Annotated in this window: 23 protein-coding genes; 8 read left to right on the top strand and 15 right to left on the bottom strand. The window is 43.0% G+C overall.

Annotation, left to right across the window (positions count from 1 at the left end):
- Positions 1 to 17: 17 nt before the first annotated feature.
- The 4 genes from ACFQ3S_RS06810 to ACFQ3S_RS06795 all read right to left on the bottom strand — a co-directional run bounded on the left by ACFQ3S_RS06810 (position 18) and on the right by ACFQ3S_RS06795 (position 6,625).
- Entirely contained in the window at positions 18 to 3,461 is a 3,444-nt protein-coding gene (locus ACFQ3S_RS06810; protein WP_377162622.1) for an efflux RND transporter permease subunit, read from the bottom strand.
- A 159-nt stretch (positions 3,462 to 3,620) separates the two neighbouring features.
- Entirely contained in the window at positions 3,621 to 4,712 is a 1,092-nt protein-coding gene (locus tag ACFQ3S_RS06805; protein ID WP_377162620.1) for an efflux RND transporter periplasmic adaptor subunit, read from the bottom strand.
- A gap of 30 nt (positions 4,713 to 4,742) precedes the next feature.
- Positions 4,743 to 6,092 (bottom strand): TolC family protein, encoded by a 1,350-nt coding sequence (locus ACFQ3S_RS06800; RefSeq protein WP_377162618.1) that lies wholly within the window; start codon positions 6,090 to 6,092, stop codon positions 4,743 to 4,745.
- 80 nt (positions 6,093 to 6,172) lie between these two features.
- Positions 6,173 to 6,625: a MarR family winged helix-turn-helix transcriptional regulator gene (locus ACFQ3S_RS06795; protein WP_377162616.1), complete on the bottom strand. Its 453-nt coding sequence runs from the start codon at positions 6,623 to 6,625 to the stop codon at positions 6,173 to 6,175.
- Positions 6,626 to 6,770: 145 nt separating this feature from the next.
- On the opposite strand from ACFQ3S_RS06795, the gene ACFQ3S_RS06790 reads away from it, so the two are divergent.
- Positions 6,771 to 8,411, top strand: a complete 1,641-nt coding sequence (locus ACFQ3S_RS06790) for a M28 family peptidase (RefSeq protein WP_377162614.1) — start codon at positions 6,771 to 6,773, stop codon at positions 8,409 to 8,411.
- 105 nt (positions 8,412 to 8,516) lie between these two features.
- On the opposite strand, the gene ACFQ3S_RS06785 is transcribed toward ACFQ3S_RS06790, so the two are convergent.
- The 6 genes from ACFQ3S_RS06785 to rpsA all read right to left on the bottom strand — a co-directional run bounded on the left by ACFQ3S_RS06785 (position 8,517) and on the right by rpsA (position 13,634).
- Entirely contained in the window at positions 8,517 to 8,798 is a 282-nt protein-coding gene (locus ACFQ3S_RS06785; protein ID WP_377162612.1) for a hypothetical protein, read from the bottom strand.
- Between the two features lie 9 nt (positions 8,799 to 8,807).
- On the bottom strand, positions 8,808 to 9,728 hold the full coding sequence (locus tag ACFQ3S_RS06780) for an aspartate carbamoyltransferase catalytic subunit (protein ID WP_377162610.1): 921 nt from the start codon (positions 9,726 to 9,728) through the stop codon (positions 8,808 to 8,810).
- A 58-nt stretch (positions 9,729 to 9,786) separates the two neighbouring features.
- Positions 9,787 to 10,011, bottom strand: coding sequence for a four helix bundle protein (locus ACFQ3S_RS06775; protein ID WP_377162608.1), 225 nt, complete (start codon positions 10,009 to 10,011; stop codon positions 9,787 to 9,789).
- A 230-nt stretch (positions 10,012 to 10,241) separates the two neighbouring features.
- Positions 10,242 to 10,784: a bifunctional pyr operon transcriptional regulator/uracil phosphoribosyltransferase PyrR gene (gene pyrR / locus ACFQ3S_RS06770; protein ID WP_377162606.1), complete on the bottom strand. Its 543-nt coding sequence runs from the start codon at positions 10,782 to 10,784 to the stop codon at positions 10,242 to 10,244.
- Between the two features lie 159 nt (positions 10,785 to 10,943).
- Positions 10,944 to 11,519, bottom strand: a complete 576-nt coding sequence (locus ACFQ3S_RS06765; protein ID WP_377162604.1) for a cupin domain-containing protein — start codon at positions 11,517 to 11,519, stop codon at positions 10,944 to 10,946.
- A gap of 168 nt (positions 11,520 to 11,687) precedes the next feature.
- Positions 11,688 to 13,634, bottom strand: coding sequence for a 30S ribosomal protein S1 (gene rpsA / locus ACFQ3S_RS06760; RefSeq protein WP_377162602.1), 1,947 nt, complete (start codon positions 13,632 to 13,634; stop codon positions 11,688 to 11,690).
- A gap of 277 nt (positions 13,635 to 13,911) precedes the next feature.
- On the opposite strand from rpsA, the gene ACFQ3S_RS06755 reads away from it, so the two are divergent.
- Positions 13,912 to 15,171, top strand: a complete 1,260-nt coding sequence (locus tag ACFQ3S_RS06755) for an MFS transporter (RefSeq protein WP_377162600.1) — start codon at positions 13,912 to 13,914, stop codon at positions 15,169 to 15,171.
- A gap of 227 nt (positions 15,172 to 15,398) precedes the next feature.
- Here the strand turns inward: ACFQ3S_RS06755 and ACFQ3S_RS06750 are convergent, their stop codons facing one another.
- Together ACFQ3S_RS06750 and ACFQ3S_RS06745 are read right to left on the bottom strand one after the other, a co-directional pair.
- Positions 15,399 to 16,070 carry a hypothetical protein gene (locus tag ACFQ3S_RS06750; protein WP_377162598.1) on the bottom strand — a complete coding sequence of 224 codons (672 nt, stop codon included), beginning with the start codon at positions 16,068 to 16,070 and terminating at the stop codon, positions 15,399 to 15,401.
- A gap of 63 nt (positions 16,071 to 16,133) precedes the next feature.
- Positions 16,134 to 16,337: a hypothetical protein gene (locus ACFQ3S_RS06745; RefSeq protein ID WP_377162596.1), complete on the bottom strand. Its 204-nt coding sequence runs from the start codon at positions 16,335 to 16,337 to the stop codon at positions 16,134 to 16,136.
- Between the two features lie 131 nt (positions 16,338 to 16,468).
- Between ACFQ3S_RS06745 and tyrS the strand changes: the two genes are divergently transcribed.
- The 5 genes from tyrS (at position 16,469) to ACFQ3S_RS06720 (ending at position 22,543) form a co-directional block, all read left to right on the top strand.
- The gene (gene tyrS, locus ACFQ3S_RS06740; protein ID WP_377162594.1) at positions 16,469 to 17,752 is read left to right on the top strand and encodes a tyrosine--tRNA ligase; all 1,284 of its coding nucleotides are present in this window, start codon (positions 16,469 to 16,471) and stop codon (positions 17,750 to 17,752) included.
- 37 nt (positions 17,753 to 17,789) lie between these two features.
- Entirely contained in the window at positions 17,790 to 18,284 is a 495-nt protein-coding gene (gene parS / locus ACFQ3S_RS06735) for a type II RES/Xre toxin-antitoxin system antitoxin (RefSeq protein WP_377162592.1), read from the top strand.
- Positions 18,284 to 18,736, top strand: a complete 453-nt coding sequence (locus ACFQ3S_RS06730; RefSeq protein WP_377162590.1) for an RES family NAD+ phosphorylase — start codon at positions 18,284 to 18,286, stop codon at positions 18,734 to 18,736. The genes parS and ACFQ3S_RS06730 overlap by 1 nt, the downstream gene beginning before the upstream one ends.
- A 160-nt stretch (positions 18,737 to 18,896) precedes the next feature.
- A complete protein-coding gene (locus ACFQ3S_RS06725; RefSeq protein WP_377162588.1) occupies positions 18,897 to 19,871 on the top strand; it encodes a GLPGLI family protein in 975 nt (324 codons plus the stop codon).
- Complete coding sequence (locus tag ACFQ3S_RS06720; protein WP_377162586.1) at positions 19,868 to 22,543, top strand: hypothetical protein; 2,676 nt, start codon at positions 19,868 to 19,870, stop codon at positions 22,541 to 22,543. The genes ACFQ3S_RS06725 and ACFQ3S_RS06720 overlap by 4 nt, the downstream gene beginning before the upstream one ends.
- 305 nt (positions 22,544 to 22,848) lie before the next feature.
- Here the strand turns inward: ACFQ3S_RS06720 and ACFQ3S_RS06715 are convergent, their stop codons facing one another.
- A complete protein-coding gene (locus ACFQ3S_RS06715; RefSeq protein ID WP_377162584.1) occupies positions 22,849 to 23,496 on the bottom strand; it encodes a PH domain-containing protein in 648 nt (215 codons plus the stop codon).
- A gap of 157 nt (positions 23,497 to 23,653) precedes the next feature.
- On the bottom strand, positions 23,654 to 24,640 hold the full coding sequence (locus tag ACFQ3S_RS06710) for a LuxE/PaaK family acyltransferase (protein WP_377162582.1): 987 nt from the start codon (positions 24,638 to 24,640) through the stop codon (positions 23,654 to 23,656).
- A gap of 157 nt (positions 24,641 to 24,797) precedes the next feature.
- On the opposite strand from ACFQ3S_RS06710, the gene ACFQ3S_RS06705 reads away from it, so the two are divergent.
- Positions 24,798 to 25,469 carry a lipid-binding SYLF domain-containing protein gene (locus ACFQ3S_RS06705; RefSeq protein WP_377162580.1) on the top strand — a complete coding sequence of 224 codons (672 nt, stop codon included), beginning with the start codon at positions 24,798 to 24,800 and terminating at the stop codon, positions 25,467 to 25,469.
- A gap of 34 nt (positions 25,470 to 25,503) precedes the next feature.
- On the opposite strand, the gene ACFQ3S_RS06700 is transcribed toward ACFQ3S_RS06705, so the two are convergent.
- Positions 25,504 to 25,863, bottom strand: a complete 360-nt coding sequence (locus ACFQ3S_RS06700; RefSeq protein ID WP_377162578.1) for a hypothetical protein — start codon at positions 25,861 to 25,863, stop codon at positions 25,504 to 25,506.
- Positions 25,864 to 25,962: the final 99 nt, after the last annotated feature.

Genomic DNA, 25,962 nt, shown 5'->3' with positions numbered 1-25,962 from the left:
TTAATAAGATCACTATTTTAGTGAGTTGCTTCTGCTTCCAAAAGCTTTACTTCTGTGTCTGCGTCTTTGGTTTTGAATAACCGTTTTTTAAGGTTGATACGGATGAGGTACATACACGGAACCAAAATCAGCGTAATTACCGTAGCGAAACCTAACCCGAAGATCATGGTCCAGGCTAACGGTCCCCAAAAGGCCACGTTATCGCCACCAAAGTGAATGTGTGGATCAAAGTTTGTAAACAAGCCCACAAAATCGATATTGAAACCAACGGCTAAAGGTATTAAGCCTAAGATGGCCGCGGTTGCGGTTAACAATACCGGCGTCATACGGGTATGGCCGGCTTCAACCACCGCATCGTGCGGGTTTGCGCCTTGCTCTATCAGCATATCGGTAAACTCTACCAGTAGGATTCCGTTTCGCACTACCACACCGGCAAGGGCTATGATACCTATACCTGTCATAACGATAGACATCGTCATTCCGAAGATACTGATACCCAGCAGCACCCCGATGATACTGAAGAAGATCTCGCTGATGATAATCAGCGTTTTACCTATCGAATTAAACTGGATCATCAGGATAACCAGGATCAAACCAAACGACGTAGCTAAGGCGCCTAACAGAAAGTTCATAGCTTCCATTTGGTCTTCCTGACCACCACCCTGACGGATGATGATGTTATCGGGCTTTTTAAAGCTTTTGATGGCTTGCAAAATACTGGCGTTAACTTCGTTGGCATTAAACGGTTTTATCACGTTAGAGCCTAAGGTTAATACCCTGCGCTGTTGCTTGCGTTTAATATTACTGTACGTGTTGGTATAACGCACATCGGTAAAGGCCGAAATAGGTACCTGACGTATAGCACCACCTGTGGCCAGATCGCGGTAGGTTATTTTCAAGTTACGGAGCTCATCAATATTACCACGTTGTTCGGGTAGCGCCCTTACTTTAATCTGGTAATCGTCTTCCTTCGTGTTTCTGAAATCGGCTGCTTTTAAGCCTAATATAGCGGTAACCAGGTTTTGGGTGATCTGTCCTGAACTAATGCCTTCGCGGTTGGCTCTTTCACGGTCAACATCGAATACAATTACCGGTTTGTCGCTCTCTACATCGGGCGTTAAGTTTTCTATACCAGCAATGTTTTGTTTAGCCAGGTAAGTTTTTAAACGGTCGCCTGTTTTTACCAGCGAGTCCAGGTTATCACCAATCAGTTCAATACTAATATCTTTTTGTACCGGCGGACCGCTGCTTTCCTGCGCTACCGCTATCTTTACACCCGGAATAATGCCCTGAATCTCTTTACGGATTTTAGCTAAAATGGCTTTGGTATCGGCACCGTTACGCTCACCAAATTCTACAAAAGCAACCGTTACTTTACCTTTATTCTGGTAATCGCCCTGGTCTTCATCCTGCGGATCGGTAACGCTCTTGGTTACGTTCGATATAATAGAAGATACCACCTCTTTATCGGGTTCAACTACCTGGGCAACGCGTTGCTCTACCTTTTTGGTCACCTCGTTAGTAGTGGCCTGGTCGGTACCAATAGGCATGGTAATATACACGTATGCAAAATTTGGATCGCCCGAAGGGAAAAACTCAGGTGTTTTACCTAATATGCTATTAATAACCAAAGCGATAACAAACAATACAAAGGTACCTGCCAAAATGGTAAGCGGGCGTTTAACCGCGCGCTCGAGCCATTTGGCATACCATTTTTGGAATTTGGGCCATGCATTATTCTGGAACCTGTCTATGATTTTTAACAGGAAGAAGTGATTAATTAGGTACAACACAAGCATTATTACTACTAAATTAGGAAGCAATAGTGTTATACTACCTAAGGCAACAAATACATAAAGTAGTATAGCAATTGCTCCTAAAATAAGTGTTGTGCTACGGGTGCTTTTGTCAAACTTAGGATGTTCGTGTTCACCCTCATGATGCGGCTTCATAAAATCAACCGCGAAAACCGGGTTCATGATATAAGCTACCACCAACGACGCTAATAAGGTTATAATGAGCGTAATGGGTAAAAAGAACATGAACTCACCAATAATACTGTTCCAGAAAGCTAAAGGCACAAAAGGAGCAAGGGTGGTCATGGTGCCCGAAAATACCGGTAAGAACACCTCGCCGGCAGCCATTTTAGCGGCTTCCTTAATAGGTACTTTTCCGTTATCAAAAATACGGTGGGTATTCTCAATCACTACAATAGCATCATCCACCACAATACCCAGGGCAAGCAGGAACGAGAACAGTACGATCATGTTCAGTGTAAACCCAATCCATGGAAGTATCAAAAACGCAATAAAGCAGGACAAGGGCACCGATAAAGCCACAAATATGGCGTTGGTGGTACCCATAAAAAACATCAGGATAACGGTTACTAATATAAAACCGATAATAATGGTGTTGATCAGGTCATTCAGGGTAGTACGGGTTTTGTCCGACTGGTCGCCGGTTACGGTAATGTTCAAGCCTTTAGGAAATACGGTCGACTTTTTCTCGGCGATCAGCGCGTTGATTTTATCCGAAGCCTCGATTAAATTTTCTCCCGTACGTTTACTTACATTGAGGGTAATAACGTTTTTAAAGTTAGGGTTAGCAGGTGTTTTTAAACGGGCATAACTTTCCTGCTCCAAAAATGAATCTTTAACCTCGGCAATATCCCTTAAATAAACCGCCTGGCCTTTAGGGTTACGTATCACCATAGCGGCAACTTGGTCGGCATTCTGGAAATCCTGCTTAATATCTATACTGCGACGAACACCGTCGGTTTTAATAGTACCCACCGATGCCAAAATGTTTTCGGAGCCAATGGCGCGTGTTATATCATCAAAGGTGATCTGGGCAGCGGTCATCTTGTTCAGATCGACATTCACCTGGATTTCGGGTGTTAAGGCACCGATCTCGTCAACCTTAGAGATCTCTTTATACCCCTCTATTTCATCTTTTAACAGGTCGGCGTATTCTTTTAGCTTTTTCAGGTCATAATCGCCCGAAAGATTGACGTAAAGGATAGGCAGATCAGCTACGTTGATATCAGATACTGTTGGCTCTTTAAAGTTATCATCGTTTTGGGGCAGATCATCCTTAGCCTTATCAATAGCATCCTGCACATCTATCTTGGCATCTTTAACCTTAATGTTGGCGTTAAATTCGGCCGTGATGATCGATACGTTTTGTACCGAGTTAGAGGTTACCTTTTTTAGGCCTTTAAGCGATTTTAACTTCTTTTCGATTTGCCTGGTCACCAGATTCTCCACGTTTTGAGGCGATTGGCCGATGAACTGCGTAGTAACAAAGATCTTGGGTACGGCAATATCGGGGAAATTTTCTTTCGGCAGGTTATTGTAGCTGATCAAACCCAATACGGTGATCAGGAATATAAGCACATAAATTGCCGTTTTATTATCTATAGCCCAACTTGAGGGGCCAAATTCTTTCTTGAGATCTTTCATATATAATACAGATCAGGGAATGTTAATTAATATACTTTATAAGCTGTCATTAAGAAACTGTCATTTCGAGTGTTAACGAGAAATCTTGTTAATTATAGCAGGTAGTAACAAGATCTCTTACTCTCGTTCGAGATGACAATTAGCTTTTTAAACATTGGCTTATTGAGCAACCTTTATTTTGTCACCGTCTTCAATATCGCTAACGCCTTCGGTAACCAGCTGGTCGCCCGCTTTAAGGCCCGATGTTATTTCGGTTTGACCACCGTAAGTTTTTCCGGCCTTAACAGTTACCTTTTTGGCAGTGCCGCCATCGTTCACAAAAACGTAATCACCGTCTTCCGAACGTTGAATAGCTTTTACCGGCACCACAATAGCCGCCGATTTGGAGTAGTCGGCTATCTTTAAAATAGCGGTCATGTTAGGGCGGATAGATTTAGTTACAGGTAATTTAACCTCTACTGCGAAGCTGCGCGAAACCGGATCAATGGCTTTAGCGGCGAATGTCACCTTAGTGGTAACCGAGTCCTGTGCATCGGGCACTACAATTTTTACTACGTTGCCGGTATTTACACTGCTTACGTATGATTCCGGTACATCGGCTTTAACTTTCAGCTTATCGGCATTTACAATGCGGATACCTGTGGTACCCGGCTGGGCAACCTGGCCAAGCTTCAGGTCCATTTGATCGATAGTGCCACTAATTGGCGATACAATGCGCGATTGATTAGCTTGCTGGCGTAACGAAGACAGCTGTTTTTCGCTGCTTTGCAAAGTGGTTTGCGCCTGCAAATACTGAACTTCTGTACCAATTTTTTGATCCCACAACGCTTTTTGGCGTTGGAATAGCGTACGGTTCAGTGAAACCTGCGATTCGGCCTGGGCAATGTTCTGTCTGGCTACGCTGTTATCTAACTGTGCTAATACCTGGCCGCGGCTAACCCGCTGACCAACCTTGGCGTTAATGGCTATAATAGTACCCGGAACCTGCGGATAGGCCACTACGTTATCTTCGGCATCAACCTTACCTTGAATTTGTACATAGTTCACAAAGCTACCCGGTTGTAAAGTAATTACGCTTACTTCGGTTACCTTGGTTTCTTTGCTGCCTACCTGTGCTTCCAGCGCGGTAATTTTTGAGTTGATTTCGGCCTGTTGTTTTTTAAGGTCGGCCAGTTCGGCGTTCTTATCTTTTGGCTTGTTGCTGCAAGCTGCCAGCAGTAACAGGACGGGGATGTATATCAGTTTTTTCATGTTGGTTGTTTCTATAATAGGTTTAGATTTTTATTGAATGCGTCCGTATGCTTTTTCGAGGTCAACTTTACTAACCAAGGCGTCATATAAGCCCTGGATATATTTATTGTCGGCATCTTCGAGCGCGGTTTGTGCCTGGGTAACCTCAATGCTGGAGCCTACGCCCTGCTGATACTTAATTTTGGTAACCCGCAGTACTTCTTTGGCCAAATCCTGGTTACGGCGCTGGCTATTTAAAGTTTGCAGGCCGTTAAAAAAGGTAATGCGGGCACGGTTGGCTTGTAGGTTCAGGGCATCTTTTAAACGGTATAAATCATTTTTAGATTTTTGTGCTGTAATTTGAACTTGCCTTAGCTGGTTGGTACGTTGCCAGCCATTAAAAATGGGGACGTTTAAACGTAAACCTATGTAGCTCGCAGGAAAGTTCATGCTGTATAAATTAGCAAAACCATTATTTTGGTAAGAGGAGGTGAAATTACCAAATGCGTTAAGTGAAGGTAAAAATGCTGCCTTACTGCGTTTAACGTCAAAATCGTTTAGCCTTACCTGGGTTTCAAATAAGCCGTATTCAACACGGTTTTTGTAAAACGTGGTATCGGTATTTAAATCAGCGGTGTTTTCTTCCAGTTTAACGTCTATTAATTTATCTCTTAAAGTTAAGTTTTCAGCAATGGGCATACCCATCTGAAATTTTAAAAGCTGGTAGTTCAATACCAGTAAACGCACCACGTTTTCGCGGCGGGTTTGCAGATCGTTATATTGATAATTCAAACGGTCTACATCAATTTTCTCTACAAAGCCTTGCTTGTTTTGAGCCGTAGTTTGATCGAGCTGTTGTTTAAGCTGTGCTAAGTTGGCATCCAGCAATTTGATCTGTTCGTTGCTCACCAGTACCTGGTAATAGGCCTTAGTTACGTTAACGTTGGCTTCAATTTTACTGCGGGTGTAATTACGTTGAGAAAGCTCTTTAAAAGTGTTGCGTGCCTTTAAACCTACGATGTAGCTCCCGTCAAAAATAATCTGATCAACATCCAACGTTAAGTTTGATTGGTATTTTACACCAAACTTAACCGGTACAAAGGTGCCTGGAGCATTAAAAAATTCGCCCGGTAATAACGATGTTGGAACCTTCAAATAATCCTGAAAGGTAGCACCACCTGTAATTTGTGGCAAACCGCCACCAATAATTTCCTTAACCCGGTAGTCGGCACTTTTAATATCCAGCTTGGCATTAATAACCGTGTCTTGATGCTCGTAAGCATAATTGATACAATCCTGCAGGGTAAAGTTGTAGGTTTGCCCGGCGGGCGGAACAACCTGGGCTATACTTTTGCCGGCAAAAAGGCTAAGTAAAACAGCTGTTAAATATAATTTATTCATTTTCATGCAATTGTGATGATGCTGATATTGTTAAAGGTAATTATTATTAATTTAATTATGTTGTATTTAATGTTGATGTATCAACTATTAGTAAAATTATTTTCAGACAAATTATTTATATGATCGGTACATTTATCTAATAATTCGGTAAGAATTAGCTTTTCGGCTACCGACAAATTGGAGAACATGATATTATCGACCATACCAATTTCTTCTGCAAGCCTTTTACATAGATGCAAACCTTTGGGGGTAAGGTTCACACACTTTTTCCTTTTATCAAAAGTATCGGGCTCAACAACCAGGTAACCCGCAGTAACTAATGAGCCAACCGTACGTAGCACAGATGATTTATCGCGTAGCAGTTCGTGTGCAATTTCTTGTTGCGATTTTGGGCCGTTATAAAAAATTACCATAACCACCGGAATTTGTTCAACCTGTATATTCAGCCCTTCATTAGAGAATGATTTGTTTGATTTGTTACAGATAATCTTATGAATATTAAAAATCTTGAACAACAATAAATCTCTTTTCAAATCGCATTTTTCCACAACGCAAATGTATAAATAATGGTTGATGTGTCAACCATTATTTATACATTTTATTTGCCATCATCATTCAACAATTGTGAATATTGTATTAAAGTTAAAAAACGTTATTTTTAACCACACAAATTATTTTATGATCAGTAATAAATACTTGTTAACGTTTGTTTTGGCTGTTTTGCTGCTAACCGGGCAATTGCATGCACAAAAAGCAATTATAGATAGTTCTATAGCAATGGCAATGCAACAGGCCAGTGCTACCCAGTTGAAAACCGATATTACTTACCTTGCAGATGATAAGCTTCAAGGTAGAATGCCCGGCACCGAAGGTTTTAAACAAGCGGCCGATTATGTAATTAGTCAGCTGAAAGGTTATGGTGTACAACCTGCCGGCGAAAAGGGGAGTTGGTTGCAGCAGGTTAAGCTGCGTAAAGCATTTATTTCGCCAAACGCGCAAGTGAGTTTAGTGAACGGTGGTGGAGGCAATATCTTAGCTTACGGTACCGAGGTAACCATATCGCCCAGTCCGGCCGAAACAATGGGCAGTGTAAACGCGCCGCTTGTATTTGCAGGTTATGGCATTACCAACGCCGGTCAAAAATATGATGATTATGCAGGTTTGGATGTAAAAGGCAAAGCGGTAATGATTATTCGCGGGGCACCAACAGGTTTTCCATCATCGGAAGCCTCCCATAGCATGGACCAGGTTACCATCCAGAAAAACGCGGCCGCTCATGGTGCCGTAGCCGTTGTTTTTGCTACCATAGATTCTTCCCGCAGGTTTATATCGAACTTAAACCGGCCACTTTATAGTGTTATTGACGATAAAGGCAAGGTAGCGGTATCGGGCAGTTTCTTTAGTACCCAAATTAAAATGGTGGCTACTTTAAACTATGCTAAAACTACACAGTTACTGGCCGATGCCGAAATGGATCTGGCTAAAGTTTTGGCCAGCTTAAAAACAGGTACGCCACAATCAAAAGACCTGGAATGTACCATTAAGAGTAATTACCAAAGTACCCACCAAGATGTAAACAGTTTTAATGTAGTGGGCAAAGTTACCGGCAGTGATGCCTTGTTGAAGAACGAGTACGTAGTACACAGTGCCCACTTGGATCATTTGGGCATCGGTAGGCCGGTTGAAGGCGATTCGCTTTACAATGGTGCGCATGACAATGCATCGGGTGTTTCGAGTTTGTTGCAAATTGCCAATATCTATTCGCAGGTGAAGGTGAAACCTAAACGCTCCATATTGTTTGCAGCCGTTACCGGCGAAGAACTGGGCGAACTGGGTTCGGGGTATTTTGCGGTACACCCACCCGTGCCGGTTAAAAGCATAGTGGCCGATGTAAATACCGATATGCCCACTATTATAGCGCCATTGCTATCGGTTACGGCTTTAGGTGCCGAGCATTCCTCACTGGCTAAAGTGGTGGATGAAGCCGCCGCCTACCTTGACTTGATCGTTGAACCCGACCCTGAACCTAAAGAAAATCGTTTTGTAAGAAGCGATCAGTATAGCTTTGTAAAGCAGGGCATACCAGCCTTGCACATTAAATACGGTAGCCGTACCCCCGATGGCAAGAACAACCTCAACGAACTGGTAGGTAAATGGCGTGCAAAATACTACCACAAACCACAGGATGATATTAACGGCATGTTTGATTTTGATGCCGGTGCCAAGTACGCCCGCCTTAATTTTTTAATAGGTTACCTGGTAGCTAACAATACTGCAAAACCCGAATGGAATAAGGGCGATATTTTTGAGGTGAAGTAATTGCTATTAAAACAAGAAGGCGGCCAAGATGGTCGCCTTCTTATTTTAAGCTTGTTGTTAGTATGAAGCTAAGTTGCTGAACTAAATAGCCCGATATTCGCTCAATTACAGTTTATTCAGCCCGTCCTGGAAAGCCTTTGCTTCAATAGAGCCTATAATATCACCATTAATATAAAGGCTCACCGAAGTTTTGGTTTTGCTGATTTGTAAGCGGCCTTTAAACAAACGACCATCGCCGCCGTACAAAAAATCCAGCAACGCAGCAATACCTTCCTTACGGCACACCAGCTCTTTACCCAATTGCTTTACAATGAGCCTTACCTTACTGGGCTTCTCTTTTTCGGGTTCTATTTTAAGTATATAGTCGTGGTGTAGTCTGAATTCCATAAGTAGGGTTTAATTTTGTCCGGCCAGCAAATACAATACGGCCATACGTACGGCTACCCCGTTCTCCACCTGGTCTAATATAATAGATTGCTTGCTATCGGCTACGTCGCTGGTAATTTCCACACCTCGGTTAATAGGGCCCGGATGCATAATGATGATCTCTTTATCCAGGTTATCTAATATTTGTTTATTGAGGCCAAACATCATGGTGTACTCCCGTAACGATGGAAAGTATTTAATGTCCTGGCGCTCTAACTGAATGCGTAGCATATTGGCTACATCGCACCAGTTTAAGGCTTTAACCAGGTTGTGTTCAACCTTAACACCCAAAGAGGTGATGTATTTAGGTATCAACGTAGTTGGACCGCATACCATTACTTCGGCCCCCAATTGTTTTAAGCATAGTATGTTAGAAAGTGCTACGCGCGAGTGCAATACATCGCCCACAATTACCACTTTTTTACCGGCTACATCACCTAATTTTTCCCGGATAGAAAAGGCATCAAGCAAAGCCTGCGTAGGATGCTCGTGCGCGCCATCACCGGCGTTTACTATTTGTGCCTTTACGTGTTTGGATAAGAATACTCCGGCACCGGCATAAGGGTGGCGCATCACCACCATATCCACTTTCATGGCCAAAATGTTATTTACGGTATCAATCAGGGTTTCACCTTTACTAACCGATGAAGATGAGGCAGCAAAGTTCAGGGTATCGGCCGATAGGCGGCGTTCGGCCAGTTCAAAAGACAGGCGGGTGCGAGTAGAATTTTCAAAAAAAATATTGGCAATGGTTACATCGCGCAGGGAGGGAACCTTTTTAATAGGGCGGTTAATTACGGCTTTGAAAGTATCGGCCGTTTCAAAAATCAACTGAATATCTTGTGGATTTAAGTCTTTTATTCCTAATAAATGTCGTGTGCTGAGGCCCATTGAATAAATATCGAATAATGAATGCTAAATTTTGAATAATGAATTGAAAAGAAAAAAATCATGATGGTTTTAAACTGTTCTTTTTTGCTGTTTCAATGCTCTTGACAAAAATGGAAATAAGCTGGTTACATTCATCTTTGGCTTGTGTAATAACTGTTAGATCATATAGCTCTCGTCTCTCAATCAACTTTAATGACACAAGTGACTCTCTCAGTTCTTTAAGTATTATCTTCATTTTATGTATAAAGTCGGCTCTGGATTCTGCCGTTTGAGCTTCGCCCATAATTTAATGCGGGAGAACAGCCTGAGCGTACAAGTTGGCCTGCTAAGTAATTTCCAATACGGCTTGCAGGCAAGTACTCTATTATCTTTGAAATAGATACAGCAAAATCAATTAACCGTTCTTCTAAATCGTATTTCACAATTAATGATTCTTAAGTTCTAAATTCAATATTGAAAATTCGTTATTCGATATTAATGTCATTTGGTCAATATTTAACATTCGAAATTTCTTTACTTAATCTCAGATAGCAAAACTATCTTATCTTCCCCATCGGTTTCTTTCCAGCTTACTACAACCTTTTGAGAAGCGATGGAATCTACCTCGATGCCGGTATAGTTAGCGGTAACCGGTATGTGGCGCGAATAGCGACGGTCTACCAGGGTAAGCAGTTCTACCTTAGCCGGGCGACCGAAAGCCAGCATGGCATCCATAGCGGCGCGTATGGTGCGGCCTGTCCACAGTACGTCATCCATTAAAATGATATTTTTACCTTCAATTATAAAGTCTATACGGGTTTGGTTTGGCACCAGCGGGCCCTCACGGCGGCGAAAATCATCGCGGTAAAAGGTAATATCCAAATCGCCCTGTAATACAGGTTTGCCTAAAATTTTGTGTAGTTCGTCGGCCACACGGCGGGCCAGGTAAATACCCCTTGGTTGTATGCCTATTAATATGGCTTCCGAAAAATCGTTATGATTTTCAATTAACTGCCGACAAAGGCGCTGTATGGTGATCTGGAATTTTTTACCATCAAGCAACGTCAGGTTTTGCATCGTTTCAGTAGGTTTGGGCAAAGGTATAAAAACTTTCAGGAAACTGCTCAACACAGTTGCCAAAGTTGAGCGGACAAATTATTCACCCCTTGTTTTGCGCGCAATTATAAAACACTATTCAATAAAAAATGCGTGACGAAAGCCACGCATCAACTATTTTTACCTCGCCGATTCGGGGAGCAGTTTGTAATTCCAGTCGGGGGTATAACCTTTAAGGCGGCCTATAGCGGCTAATATTTTAAAGCCTGCTTTTTTGACCAAGGTCCAGCGTCCGGCAATTACATAATGGTCGGCGTAATGATCGAGCATAACGGCTAAATGTAAGAGATCGGGTGCGTCGTGCGCCTCTGCATGCCGTGCCTGGGCCAGTGCGCAAGCGGCTTTATAAAGCTGCTCAGTTTGTAATGCAGGGCGTACTTCTGTAATTAAATGTAATTGTTCTCTGCTGCTGGCATTCCACCATTGGTGGGCATCCCCTGGCTTAATTACCAGCATTTCACCGGCATTATAACGTATTTTCTTACCATTAACAATGGTCATCATACTGCCCGATGTTACGGTAATAATTTCTGTTTGTGCAGGATGGATGTGAACGAAGCCGTTTTTACGGCTACTCTCAATGTCGGCTATACATTTAATTCGCACATATTCTCCATCGGTATCTTTAGTACTGCGCAAAAAAGTAAATGATTTTTTGGTCAGAGGATTAAAAAGTTGTTCTTCCCTTGATAACATAGTTTATATTAGATATAATCGGTATAACACTATTACGGTTATACGCTTTAATTGTTTCTTTACAATACGTAATTTAGCAATACAATGATACAGTGATTCTGATAAAAAACTCACAAAAAAGCCTTGTGTATTGATACACAAGGCTTTAAAAAGAGTATTGTTTAATGATTATTTCGAATCATCGTTATTAGTGCGTGCTTTGTTTTCTGCACCTTCCATTTGCTCCTTTAATTGGGCAAGTACGCTCAAATCTCCAAGGGTTGATTTCTCAACTGATTCTTTAACTTTCTTCACCGCGTTGTTAGAAGCCTTAGCTTCTTTTTTGCGGTTTTCAAAGTCCTGAACTCTTGCTTCCGAACGCAGGTCTTCCCAAATACGAGAGTGAGAGATAACGATACGTTTGTTGTCTTTACCAAACTCAATGATCTTAAAGTCGGCAGTTTCTTCAGCTTTTAAAGTTTTACCGTCTTCTGTAACCAGGTGTTTGGTTGGCGCAAAGCCTTCAACACCGTAAGGTAATGCTACAACAGCACCTTTATCAGTTACTTTTAACACGGTACCTTCATGAACAGAATCTACAGTGAAAATAGTTTCAAAAGTATCCCAAGGGTTTTCTTCCAGTTGTTTGTGACCTAAGCTCAGTTTGCGGTTATCAACATCCAGTTCTAAAACAACCACATTCAGTTTCTCGCCTACCTTGGTAAACTCGTTAGGGTGATTAACTTTTTTAGACCATGAAAGGTCAGAGATGTGAATTAAACCATCAATACCATCTTCCAGTTCAACAAACACACCAAAGTTGGTCATGTTTTTAACGGTAGCAACGTGCTGAGTACCTACAGCGTAGCGTTCGCCAGCATTTTGCCATGGATCAGGAGTTAATTGCTTAATACCTAAGCTCATTTTGCGTTCTTCGCGGTCTAAAGTTAAAACCTGAGCTTCAACTTCGTCGCCAACTTTCAGGAATTCCTGAGGGTTACGCAGGTTTTGTGACCACGACATTTCTGATACGTGGATCAAACCTTCAACACCAGGGGTGATTTCAAGGAATGCGCCGTAATCAGCAACGGTAACAATTTTACCTTTCACCTGTGAGCCAATCTGGATGTTTTCATCCAGGCTTTGCCAAGGGTGAGGAGTTAATTGTTTTAAGCCTAAAGCAATACGTTTTTTCTCGTCATCAAAGTCCAGAACAACAACGTTGATCTTTTGATCCAATGCCAATACTTCACGTGGATGCTCGATACGACCCCAAGATATATCGGTAATGTGCAGTAAGCCGTCAACGCCACCCAAATCGATGAATACACCGAAATCGGTAATGTTTTTAACGGTACCTTCCAATACCTGACCTTTTTCAAGGCGTGCAACAATTTCAATTTTTTGGTTTTCTAAATCGTCTTCAATCAGCACTTTGTGCGATACCACTACGTTTTTAAACTCATGGTTGATTTTAACAACTTTAAACTCCATAGTTTTACCTACGTACACATCGTAATCGCGAATTGGCTTGATATCGATCTGTGAACCAGGTAAGAAGGCTTCTACGCCCATTATATCTACAATTAAACCACCTTTAGTTCTGCTCTTCACAAAACCGGTGATGATTTCATCGTTAGTCAATGCATCGTTAATGCGCTCCCATGATTTTTGTGTTTTAGCGCGTTTGCGCGAAAGTACCAACTGACCGTTAGCATCTTCCTGTGATTCTACAAACACGTCAACAGTGTCACCGATTTTCAGATCTGGTGTATCACGGAATTCAGATAATGATACCATACCATCAGATTTAAAACCGATGTTTAATACCACGTCTTTGTTGTTGATGTTTACTACAGTACCGGTAATAATCTCGCCCTGGTTAATTGAACTGAACGTACCATCGTACATTTGCTCTAATTTTTCGCGGTCCGAATCGCTGTAGTTACCAAATTTTTTCTCATCAGCATCCCAATCGAAATCGGTTGGTTGAGCTAAGATCTTAGATTTGATCTCATCAATAGAAATTGAATCAGCTTCTGACTCAATGCTTTCTTTTTCTGCAAAAGCTGGAACTGTACCCAGTTCAGCCTCTTTTGACTGTAATTCTTTTTCTGCTTCTTGTTTTTTTGCCATTAAATAATTTGTCTCCTTTTCCCAATTAATTGGGACTGCAAAGGTAGGGATAAATATTTCTTAAATAAAAATAAAATGTAATGTTATAGGCTGATTTTGAAGCAGATGTTGATAAATGTGCAGATGTGTAGGTATGCAGATGTGCAAATGCTGAGCATAAATGAACACTAACACGATAAAATTTACCCAGACATCGATTATTTACAGTAAAATAAAACTGCCTTGCTAGCGGTTTGTATAATATACTTATTTCATTCGCACATCTGCATATTCAAAAATGCTTGCTTTAACTACTACTTTTCGTTCGCTTCGTTACCCCAATTACCGGCTTTATTTTATTGGACAGTCCGTTTCATTGATTGGCACCTGGATGGAGCGTATTGCCATAAACTGGCTGGTTTATACTACAACACATTCGGCTATTATGCTGGGCGTGGTTAATTTCGCCGGACAAATCCCTACGCTCATTTTATCGCCTTACGGCGGAACCATATCCGACAGGCATAATAAATACCGGATACTGCTCACCACGCAAATAGCGGCTATGGTACAGGCCAGTATAATGGCCGCGCTGGTATTATTACATATATATAGTATGCCGGCTATAATTGGGCTGAGTATTATGCTGGGTATCATTAACGCGTTCGATACGCCATCCCGGCAATCGCTCATGATCAGGTTAATTGATGATAAAAGCGATCTGCAAAATGCCATCGCGCTCAATTCATCCATGGTTAATTTGGCCCGCATGCTGGGCCCGGCTGTTGCAGGTATCTTGCTGACTACGGTTGGTACCGGGATATGTTTTTTACTAAACGCATTGAGCTTTATAGCGGTATTGGCATCTCTTTTATTGATGAAGCTGCCAGCCATGGAGGTCAAGAAAACAACCGAAAGCGTATGGACAGGTTTAAAGCAGGGCTATGCTTACCTGCAACAGGCCGAAGATATTAAACTGGTGATTTTACTAATGGCCTGTACCAGTTTTTTTGTGATGCCTTACAGCACGCTGATGCCTGTTTTTGCCAAAGATGTTTTTCATGGCAATGCGGGTACTTATAGTTTGCTGAACAGTGTATCGGGCTTGGGTTCGTTAATGGGTGCCATTTATATGGCCAGTTTGAAAAATACGGGCAACATAAAACGCATAGTTATTATAGCCTGCACCATGTTCAGCGCCGGGCTGGCCATTTTTGCCTGGTGTAACAGCTTATGGCTGGCGCTATGCTTTATAGCCCCGGCCGGAGCCGGAGCCATGATGCAAATTGCAGGTACTAACACCTTTGTACAAACCACCGTAAGCGACGAAATGCGTGGCCGGGTGATCAGTTATTATGTGATGGCGTTTTTAGGCATGCAGCCTTTGGGTAGTTTTATAGTAGGATTGAGCGGGCATTATGCCGGCCCACGGGTTATACTGTTTATACAAGGCCTGGCGGGTATTGCAACGGCCATTGTATTTGGAATTTTGTTTAAACGTTCGGCTGCCAGGAAGATTCAAAGAGAGCAACCGCTGGTAGTTGATGTGGCGAGTTAAGAGTTTTGAAGTCGGGAGAGTTCGTTAGTCGGTAAGAAAAGAATAGTGGTGCTTTAATTCCTCCCAGGGGAGGGTAGGGAGGGGTTTGTTGAAGCGATATGTAGCGTAACCCCTCCCTGCCACCGCGCAAGCCAGCCGCACCCCTCCCTAAGGAGGGATTGGAAAAATTCCAAACAAAACTCTGCATTGAACATTCCAACTAACAACTAACAACTAACAACTAACAACTAACAACTAACAACTAACGGACTGATCTCCCCAAATATCTCCATAAAGCTGGTTTCTATACTTTGGCGATAACTAACTATGACCTCGTTCATGGCAGCTTCTTGTTCGGGCGTAAAAGGGTTGGGCCAAATGCGCATGCAAATGCGTTTGAGGGCGTAGGCTACCTGCTCCGTTTGCGCATAGCTATGCAGGTATTTATTGCGTTTAAAGTTCTCAAAATATCGGGTAAAAAGGGAAGGGTCTTTCATATCGCTAATAGTCAGAAACATGCTGATTACGGTATCATCGCAAGAACTTAAATGTGCGTAGAAATCATCCGCATTAACCTGGTTGGTGGTCAGTAGCAAATTATCCAGTATCAATTCAATAGCAATGTGGCCTAAAAAAAAAGGCTTCACCGGCGAACCTTCTATAGCTGGCCTTAACTGCAGCTTGAGTTGATGCGAATGGGTCTTGAAAAATTCAGAGTTGTGGAAATGACGGTCTACCAGTAAATGCTTTTGCCAGCCGTTATATAGTTGGTGTAAAGAACCGCTGGGGTAGTGCTGCTGTTGCGGATGTAAAATAATGCTCTTATCGGCATTCTTCAGCAGATCGGGCATAACAGTACCCAGCACGTGGTAGCAGTTAGGCGTGTAACGGTCAAAGTAGTAATGCGACAAAAAATTCATAATGATGCACTGCAAAATACAGGTTAAATTGCAGATAAAGAAATTTTTGTCGCCTACGTTAAACTACTTTACAAGTGCATGAATACTTTTTACCGGCTGTACTTTTACCGATGTTGGTTTCACAACTTTAATGTTGGCGCGGGTATCATTACCGCATTTTCCTAACAGGGTGTAAATTACCACAAAAATTACAATGGTAGACAGGCAACCACCACCTAATTTCTTAGCGCCCCATCCTGCAATTAAAGCTTTGAAAAAACTATTCATATTTTTAATATTTACCCTTATAACTTCATTTAGGGAAGATAGTTTTAGCAGGATAGGCATTCAGCTTTATATAGCAGGGTGACTTTTGCGGTAATCTGCTATCTTTGCCAACCTTAAAATAATGTACTATAATGAGTTTTGTTGAAGAATTACGCTGGCGAGGCATGTTGCACGATATTATGCCCGGAACCGAAGAGTTGCTGAATAAAGGCATGGCATCGGGTTATATTGGTTTCGACCCAACGGCCGATTCGCTGCACGTAGGCAGCCTGGCTACTATCATGACCCTGATCCATTTTCAGCGCGCCGGTCACAAGCCATACGCGTTAGTGGGTGGCGCTACCGGTATGGTGGGCGATCCGTCGGGCAAATCGGCTGAGCGTAGTTTGCTTTCCGAAGAAGCCTTGGCATTGAACCTGAAAGGTATTCAAGGTCAGCTGGAAAAGTTCCTGGACTTTAACAGCGGTGCAAACAGTGCCGAAATCGTTAACAATTACGACTGGTTTAAGGAGTTCTCGTTCCTGCACTTTATACGCGACGTGGGCAAGCACCTCACCGTAAATTATATGATGGCCAAAGATTCGGTTAAAAGCCGTTTAAGCGGCGATAGCGGCATGTCGTTCACCGAATTCAGCTACCAGCTGATACAGGGGTACGATTTTTACTACTTGTGGAAAAACAAGAACTGCGTAATACAAATGGGAGGCAGCGACCAATGGGGTAACATTGTTACCGGTACTGAGCTCATTCGCCGTAAAGATGCGGGAGAGGCTTATGCATTAACCACGCAGCTTATTAAAAAGGCCGATGGTTCCAAGTTCGGTAAATCGGAAGGTGGCAACATCTGGCTCGATCCGCAGAAAACTTCACCCTACAAATTTTACCAGTTTTGGCTGAATGCTACCGATGAGGATGTTAAGAAGTTCATCCGCATTTTTACTTTGTTTGATAAAGAAGCCATTGAAGTGATGGAAGCTGAGCATGATGCCGCACCGCATCAGCGCAGCTTGCAAAAAACGCTGGCTAAAGATATTACCATACGGGTACACGGTGAGGCGGCTTATAATAAAGCTATCCAATCGTCCGATTTCTTGTTCGGTAACACCGGCATCGAATTTTTAAGTGAACTGACCGATGACGAAGTGCTGGGCATATTTGAAGGCGTACCTAATTACAAAGTAAGCCTCGCTGATTTACAGGCCGGTGTTAATGTGTTGGATCTGCTTGCTACACAAACCGCGGTGTTCGCATCTAAAGGCGAAGCTAAAAAAATGATACAGGGTGGGGGATCTGCTATCAATAAAACCAAGATCGCCTCGGTGGATGACGTTTACAATGCGGAGAACCTGATTAATAATAAGTTTTTAGTAGTACAAAAAGGAAAGAAGAATTATTTCCTGATTATTGCCGAATAATTTGCATTTACGACATTAATGCTATATTTTTGGATAAATGTCGCAAAGTAAAAAACATATCGTTCAAAATGAGGTTCATGAACCAATGGCTGCTTATATAACCACTGATAGTGTAACCTCATTTTATCATTTGCTTACTGGTATCAATCCGGTCAAGGCATCTTCCGAATTTGATGTCATTAAACTGGCTCGCCAGGGGCTGCCTAAAAAGGTGCTTACCGCGCTGGCTCTAAAAATATCGTTAACCCTGCAAGAGTTAGCCGGTATTATGCACATGAGCGAGCGCACCCTGCAACGCTACGAAGACGATGCCGTGCTTAAAACCGAGTATGCCGAAAAGGCCGTAGAACTGGCCCGCCTATACACCCGCGGTCAGGAAGTTTTTGGTTCTATGGATAAATTTAAAATATGGATGAAAACGCCCGGCCATGTTTTTAAGGGCGATACCCCGGTATCCTTATTAGATACCTCCATAGGCTTCGATTTGGTTTTACGGGAGTTAGGCCGCATTGAGCATGGTGTTTTTGTCTGATGCTGTTATACCGCATTTCGAAGTGTATTTATATTAACGACTTGAGCGGTACGGGCTCCCGCCTGTATGGCGGCCGTTGGAACAACATTGGTAAGCCCATGGTTTACCTGGCTTCGAGCCGTGCGCTGGCTGTGCTCGAAGTGTTGGTACACTTGCCTCCCGCTTTAATCCCCAACGATTTTTGCCAGGCTGTGTTCCAGGTTCCCGAAGATGTGGAGGAACTGGATATTAACACTTTGCCTTCTAATTGGCAGGAATACCCCGAACCATCTATATTGAAAACTATGGGCGATGCTTTTTTGCAGCAAAGCGCTCACTTGTTGCTTAAAGTACCATCGGCTGTGGTGAAAGAAGAGTTTAATTACCTGCTTAACCCTGCTCACCATTTAATAAGTAAAGTTAAAATGATGGATAAGCAGGTATTTAGCTTTGACGAGCGCCTGATCTCCTAATAACTGTCACTTTTGTACTCTCCGTTATTTCATCACAAATGTTAAAAAATGTTAACTGACTAAGTTTTTAGTTGTAAAACTAAATAATTAGTTATATTTGTTTTCAGATAGTTGTTACAGCGCAATGCCGTAACCTTAGTTAACAGTTACCAAATTTAATATGACACCTAAACCTTATTTCACAATTTTGTTGCTGTTGATTACAGCGTTTGCCAAAGCCCAACAGGCTGATACCGCACAAGCTATAGTACACTATAAATTTACTCATGTGCGCGATACGCTAAATAAGGACAAGCCCCTGAACGAAAACATGATGTTGTTGATTGGCCGTAATGCCAGTTGGTACAAAAGCTACGACCGCAAGCAGCGCGATGATCAAATGCGCAAAAATTTAATGGCCCAGCTTAGTTCGGGTACAGGTAATATTAACATGCCACCGGCAGGAGCGCCATTAGGCCCTAACGTAGAATATTTTCAATTCCCTAACGAGAAGAAGTTTTTTAGCAAGGAGCGTATGTTCAATAATTATATTGTTGAAGAGGCTATGCCGGTGCTGAACTGGAAAATAAGTGCTGATACGGCTACTTTTAAAGGCTTGCAATGCCAAAAGGCCACCACCCGTTTTAAAGGACGCGATTACACGGCCTGGTTTTGTGCCGATTTGCCATACCGTGCCGGTCCGTGGAAATTAAACGGTTTACCGGGGCTAATTGTAGAAGCTTATGACAGTAAAAAGGAAGTTGTATTTGCCTTCGATGGTTTAGAAAAAGTAGACCCAAATCAGGTACCTGCTCCGGCTAATAATGCACCTACGGGTATGGGAGGGCGAACTATCGTGATGTCGTCAAGTTCGGATAATGGTAGCCAGGACCCTAACCTGATAGCGCTGCCAAAGAATGGTATTAAAACCACGGCTAAAGAACTGGCTGAACTTAAAAAGATTGCCGAAAAAGATCCGCAGGCTTTTGCGCAATCGCAAATGGCAGCCATGCAGGCACAAATGGGCGGTTCGGTGCGGTTTTCCGGTGGAGGTGGTGCCGGTGGTGCGGGCTCGCCAACTGTAACTATGCGCCAGGTAAGCCCTACAGCGCAAACCGTTATCAATAATCCTATTGAACTGCCCGAAAAGAAATGAAGCAGGTAGCCATAGCCATTGTAATTGGTATATGTGCCTTGTTTACGTCGAAAGAAGGAATTGCGCAAACATTAAAAGGTACAATTACCGATAGCGCGGGTAAGGCGGTGCCTTACGCCAACGCCAAATTAATAACCACCGGCAAGCTTATTGTAGCCTTTACCGCAAGCGATAATAAGGGTAACTACAGCATTACCATACCTGCCGATGCCGATAAAAAAGCATTGAGCATAGAAATAAGCTCGGTTGGGTTTAAAAAGCAAAGTAAAGCAGTAACCGATCTATTGGGCGTGTATAACTTTGTTTTGGGTTCGGCTACCAACCAGTTACAGGCCGTTACGGTTAAAAATAAAACCCCGCGCCTGAGTGTAAAAGGGGATACACTGAACTATAGCGTGTCCGACTTTGTGAGTCCGCAGGATAGGGTTATAGGCGACGTAATCAGGAAGTTACCAGGCGTAGAAATGGATGCCAATGGTAAGATAAAGTACAACGGTAAAGCCATATCCAACTTTTACATTGGCGGTGATAACCTGCTGGATGATAAATATAACATTGCCACCAGCACCATACCCAGCAGCGCGGTAGATAAGGTACAGGTAATGGAAAACCATCAGCCTATTAAAATGCTGCGCGATAAGGTGGTAAGCGACGACGTAGCCCTCAACATTACCCTGAAAGATAACGCTAAAATGCAGCTGGTAGGGCAGGGCAACGTAGGCGGCGGTTTACCCGGTAAATACGACGGCAACATTAACGCCATGATGTTTAAAGATAAATACAAAGCTATCAATTACATAAAGGGTAACAATACGGGTGTTGATGTGCAAAACGATCTGCTATCGCACAACTTGAGCAGTTACCTGAGCAGGCTCGACAATAATAAACCGGCTGATTTGCTTTCGCTGGGTGCGGCGGGTAATCCCAACTTGCCAACCAACAGGTATATGTTTAACCAGTCGGGGTTAGTAAATTTGAACAACCTGGTCAACCTTCAAAAAGATGTACAGGTAAAAGGTAACTTATCGTACCTGCACGATAGGCAATTGCAAAACTATGTAAAGCTGCGCGAAACTTATTTACCGGGCGACACCATACGCTATACCGAACTGCAGGACAACCGCCGCCGACCCGATCTGTTACATGCCCAGGCTACGCTTAACATCAACAAATTGAACTATTACCTCAATAATACCCTCCTTACCGATTATGAGCACAATGCATCTTACTCGGGTTTAAATACCAACGGCATAGGTTCAAACCAGGTGCTGAAGAACACCAGGCTCGATTTTTCTAACGAGTTTAACATCATGAAAACAGGCAAAGCGGGCAATGTGTATGAAGCTTACTCGTACGTTAACCGCATTAATAATCCCGAAAATCGTGGCTTGTTACCGGGAATTAACCAGGATGTATTTAACCAGAACCAGCCTTACGCGCAGTTGGTGCAAACAGCTAATATTCCCACCTGGTTTACTAATAATTACTTGTCATATAAGCATGCGGGTAGCAAGATCACCCAATCGTACAGGGCAGGATTCAGCCTGCAATCGCAAAATTTGGTTTCGGCTTTAACAGTAGTGCAAAGTGATGGTAGCGTGGTGGCTGCCACGGGTACATCGGCCAATAACCTCGACTGGTATAAATCCAAGATATATACTGAAGCGGCGTTTGATATGCCCGGCGATCAATTTAAGCTGAATATGAGGTTGCCTGTAAATTTACAGCAAATCAGCTTTTCGGACCCGTTATACGCGCTGGATAAATCGCTTACCCGTTTATACTTCGATCCATCTATACAGGCCCGGTACAATACCACAGCAGAGCAATATATCACTATGGGGTATAATTTCAAGAATGACATTGGCGATATAAACCAGGCATACCAGGGTGATATTTTGACCAATTACCGCACGCTGAACGCCAACAATGCCAACCTGAGCGAACGCAAAACCCAAACGGCCTCGTTGGGTTACAACTATCGTAAAGCTATTAAAATGTTTTTTTGGGGTGTGAACGCCAGCTATAGTCACGTAGATCTGAACAATATTACCTCATCGGTTTTAACTGATAATTTTCAGCGGCAAATTGTATTGCCGTATGCCAACAACTTGAATATGCTGAATTTAGCAGGCAGCACAAGCAAATACGTATATAGTTTGCACACCACCTTTGGCATGGGCGTTACCTGGCAAAATAGCAAACTCAACCAGTTCATTAACGGCGATCTTTTGCCTTATAATACCATAACCACAGGGCTAAACGGCAGTATAGAAACCAAGATCACCGATAATTTAAACATTAGCTACCGACTGAATGCCGCCCGTACTACCAGTAGAACGCCGATAGCGGGATCGGGCAGCGCGGTAGTTACCCAGTTGCAGCACCAGGGCGCTATCAATTATAATCCGCTCAATAATTTGTTCCTGAAACTTTCGGGCGATCATTACTACACCAATCAAAGTCTTCGGGACGATTTGAATTATTCCTTCGCCGATTTTTCGGCCCGTTATAAGTTTAATAAAATGAAAACGGACATTGAGCTGAACGTGCTCAATTTGTTCGATACCAAAACCTACAGTTCACCTTTGCTAACAGCTAATAATTTTACTAACAGTGTTTATACCCTGCCCGGCAGAATGATGACGATGAAGGTGGCGTTTAATTTTTAAGAGAGAATTCTATGCTCATGCAATATCTCGTCATGCCAATGAATATCGGCATCCCATTAGAGAGGTGAACGCGTAACCAATTAGGAGGCTGGCTACTTAGCAAGTGGGGTGCCGATATTCATCGGCATGACGGAGAAGTTTGGCAGTTAAATATGAAATAACAAGTTTGAGGCGAGGAGTGAAGTGAAAAATTAGTTTTTTAAGTCAGTTAATAGAATAGTTAATCAAGCGCTTCCTCCTCGCCTTAAACGCAAAAATCCTCCCTCATTCACATGACGGAGGATTTTTTATGTTACGCATACCGACTACAGTTCACTTAGTAGTTCGAGTTTCTTTTGGTTATATTCTTCCTGCGATATCAGGCCGTTATCAAAAAGCATTTTTAGTTTTTTAAGCTTTTCGGTCAGTTCATCGGGTTTTTGTTCTACTACCGGCTCGGGGGCTGGTGGTGGCGGGGCAGGGGCTTCAACCGGGGCGGGCCTTGGTGCAAACAATTGCTCTACGGGTTTTTCAACGGGAGCAGGCGGTGGTGGAAGCGTTTGCTGGATCTTTTGCAATTCCTCACGCTTGCGCTCGTTTTCGCGGCATTCCTGCGAAAACTGGTAAAGCTTACGCGCCTGAATTTTAGGCAGGTAATCTACACTCATTTCGGCACCTTTGGTGGTTTTAATGGTGAATACTGCCCCAATGATCTCTTCCTTCATGTTCACATCGGCAATGTCTTTCCAAATAAAATCAACAAAGGTGATAGAAAACCCAAGGTTGGTAGCACTAAAGAAAAGCACACGACGGTTGGTCACTACTATACAATCGGGAAGTAAGTTTACCACCGGCTTTTTTTGCACGGCAATATATAAAGTGTCTTCGCCAGGGGGTAATAACTCAATTAAGCGTGAGTACACCTTTTCAACCGCTTTAGGGTCTTGCTGGTCGTTTAAAAATTTTTCGATCATATACAGATTGAATATCTTGTTGTAAAAGTAATAATAAATAACACCCCTCCCAAACCCTCCCCAAAAGGGAGGGCTTTAAATCCTATCTTTTTTTAAAGTCTCCCCTCCCGGGGGAGATTTAGAGGGGGCTCCTCCCGGGGAGGGTTTGGGAGGGGCTCTACGCTATCAGCAAATTACACCCCCTGATATCCGAAGCATCAAACCGCCCTAAAATTTCAAAGCTGTTGTCTGCATAAACCTTTCCCAGATCCTGCGTAGCTAAAAAGGAGCAGGAGTTGATATTGGCCAGATCTATAATATTTACACCACCCATTTTGCCGTAACCAACAGGGCTGATAGGGTCGTTGGTATCGCGGGTTTGGATGCGCATCCAAGGCGGGCAGTTAAAAATGCCTTGTCCGTTAGAGTAAGCCTGCGAAAGTAGTTCCGTCATGCCATACTCGGAATGGATAGCATTAACGCCAAATCCCTTGCATAAAATATCGTGCAGTTCTTCGCGGATCATTTCTTTACGGCGACCTTTCATGCCGCCGGTTTCCATCACTATAAGTTGAGGGAAGTTGATGGCGTGCTGCTCCACAAAATTGAGCAGGGCAAAGGTAACGCCAATCAACAGGGTAGGTGTGCCGGCCTGTTGCTGTTTAATTAATTGCTGATGAAATTCCTCATGGTTGTACAGGTAGAAGCCGCTATGGAGGTGGGCCGATTGCTTGATCAGGTCGTTGGCCATGTACACTAACGACGATCCCGCGCGTTCCAGGTAAGCAGGTAGCAGCGCTAAAACGCAATAATGTTTAATATCACCATAAAATATGTCAAATGCACGGCGAAAACTTTGCTGGTACCAGCTTACCTCGGTAACCAAATGGCTACTGGGGATCATCCCGGTAGTGCCCGAACTGGTAAAGGTAACTTCCGGTGCATCTAAACTGCTTAAAACTTGGTGGTTCTTGAAAAACTCGATAGGTAAAAAAGGAATGTCTGTAAGTTGGGTTATGCTCGCCGCATCTATATTTAAACCACTGATAAACTGCTGATAAACCGCACAATGCTGCGCCTGGTAGCGGAATGCCTGCAAGGCCATATCGGTAAACTGCTGTTCGGTTTCAATAGAGAATACTTGCTGCTGTTGCGGCTTTTGCATGGGGCAAATATAACAAGGCTTAGGTTTTAAGCGTTATATAACCAGTATTGATTACAGTCATTCAACAATCATAACCGCATTCCAGTTAAACTTTGAAGCCCGGTTGTGGTTTAATTAGCAACGGCAATCAACACTGTTCAAAACAAAAACTACTACTATGAAAATATTAAAAATGTTATCGGTACCTGTATTATTGAGTGCGGTGCTGGTATTGGCCTCGTTTCAAAAAGCAGGCAAAGAAACCGAACGGATCCAGAATTCTACTAAGGTATTAACCACTTTTGCCAACTCGGATGAGAGCATTCCGCAGGATCTGTTGAAAGAGAGCGAAGGTATTGTGGTGATCCCTAAAATGATTAACGCCAGCTTTGGGGTGGGCGGTAAACGCGGTAAAGGTTTAGCCACCGTCAAACTGGCCGATGGCAGCTGGAGCAACCCCGTATTTATTACACTTACGGGCGGTAGTTTCGGTTTTCAGATCGGGGTACAATCGGTTGACCTGGTGTTGGTATTTAAACACAAAGGCGTGTTAACCAAAGTTAAAAACGGCGACTTTACCATTGGCGGTGATATATCTGCTGCTGCCGGTCCGGTTGGCCGCAGCTCAACAGCCAGCACCGACCATACGCTGGAAGCCGAAGTATATTCCTACTCCCGAAGCCGTGGCTTGTTCGCTGGTATTAGTATCAATGGCTCTAACTTGTCTATCGATAAATCGGCTAACGCCACCTTCTACGGAGCGGGTACTACCTCCCAACAAATATTTGAAACCGGAAAAAGTACATCAACACCCGTTTTGGCTTTAAAAACTGCTTTGAAGGGTTTGTAATTGTAATCGAAATTTATTGAAAGGCATCTTAGTTTTAGGATGCCTTTTTTTGTGCATCATCATTAATAAACACTCTCCTCACGTATAGGCCCGATAAAGCAGAAGCTCCGCCGACTAATCCGCCTATGGTTGCGGTAACCGCCAGCAGAAATATCCAGTTGGGTAAATGAAATAACACAGCTACCCTATTAGCTAACAAGTGGTCGTTTGGTGCACTCTTCAATAAGGCTATAATAGTATAAACTAAGAACACGGCTGCAAAACCCGACCAGAATGTGGCTGTAGTCCGGGTTCCGGCATATAAAGATGCACCAAAAGCTATAACGGCCATAGCCCACCAGGGTAGTACGTAACTGGTAGCTAAGGTGGCAATAAAGATGATTAAGAAAAGCATGATGTTTTTTAATTTCGAAATTCGAATGTTCAATGTCGAATTTGGTTAATGATTAACTCATATCGTATAAGGTAATTCTGCAAATTCTTTAATTCATGA

It is taken from the genome of Mucilaginibacter terrae, from assembly GCF_042679325.1.
Lineage (GTDB): Bacteria > Bacteroidota > Bacteroidia > Sphingobacteriales > Sphingobacteriaceae > Mucilaginibacter > Mucilaginibacter terrae.
The sequence above is the reverse complement of the archived record's forward strand: the minus strand, read 5'-3'. Positions and strand labels throughout refer to the sequence as shown.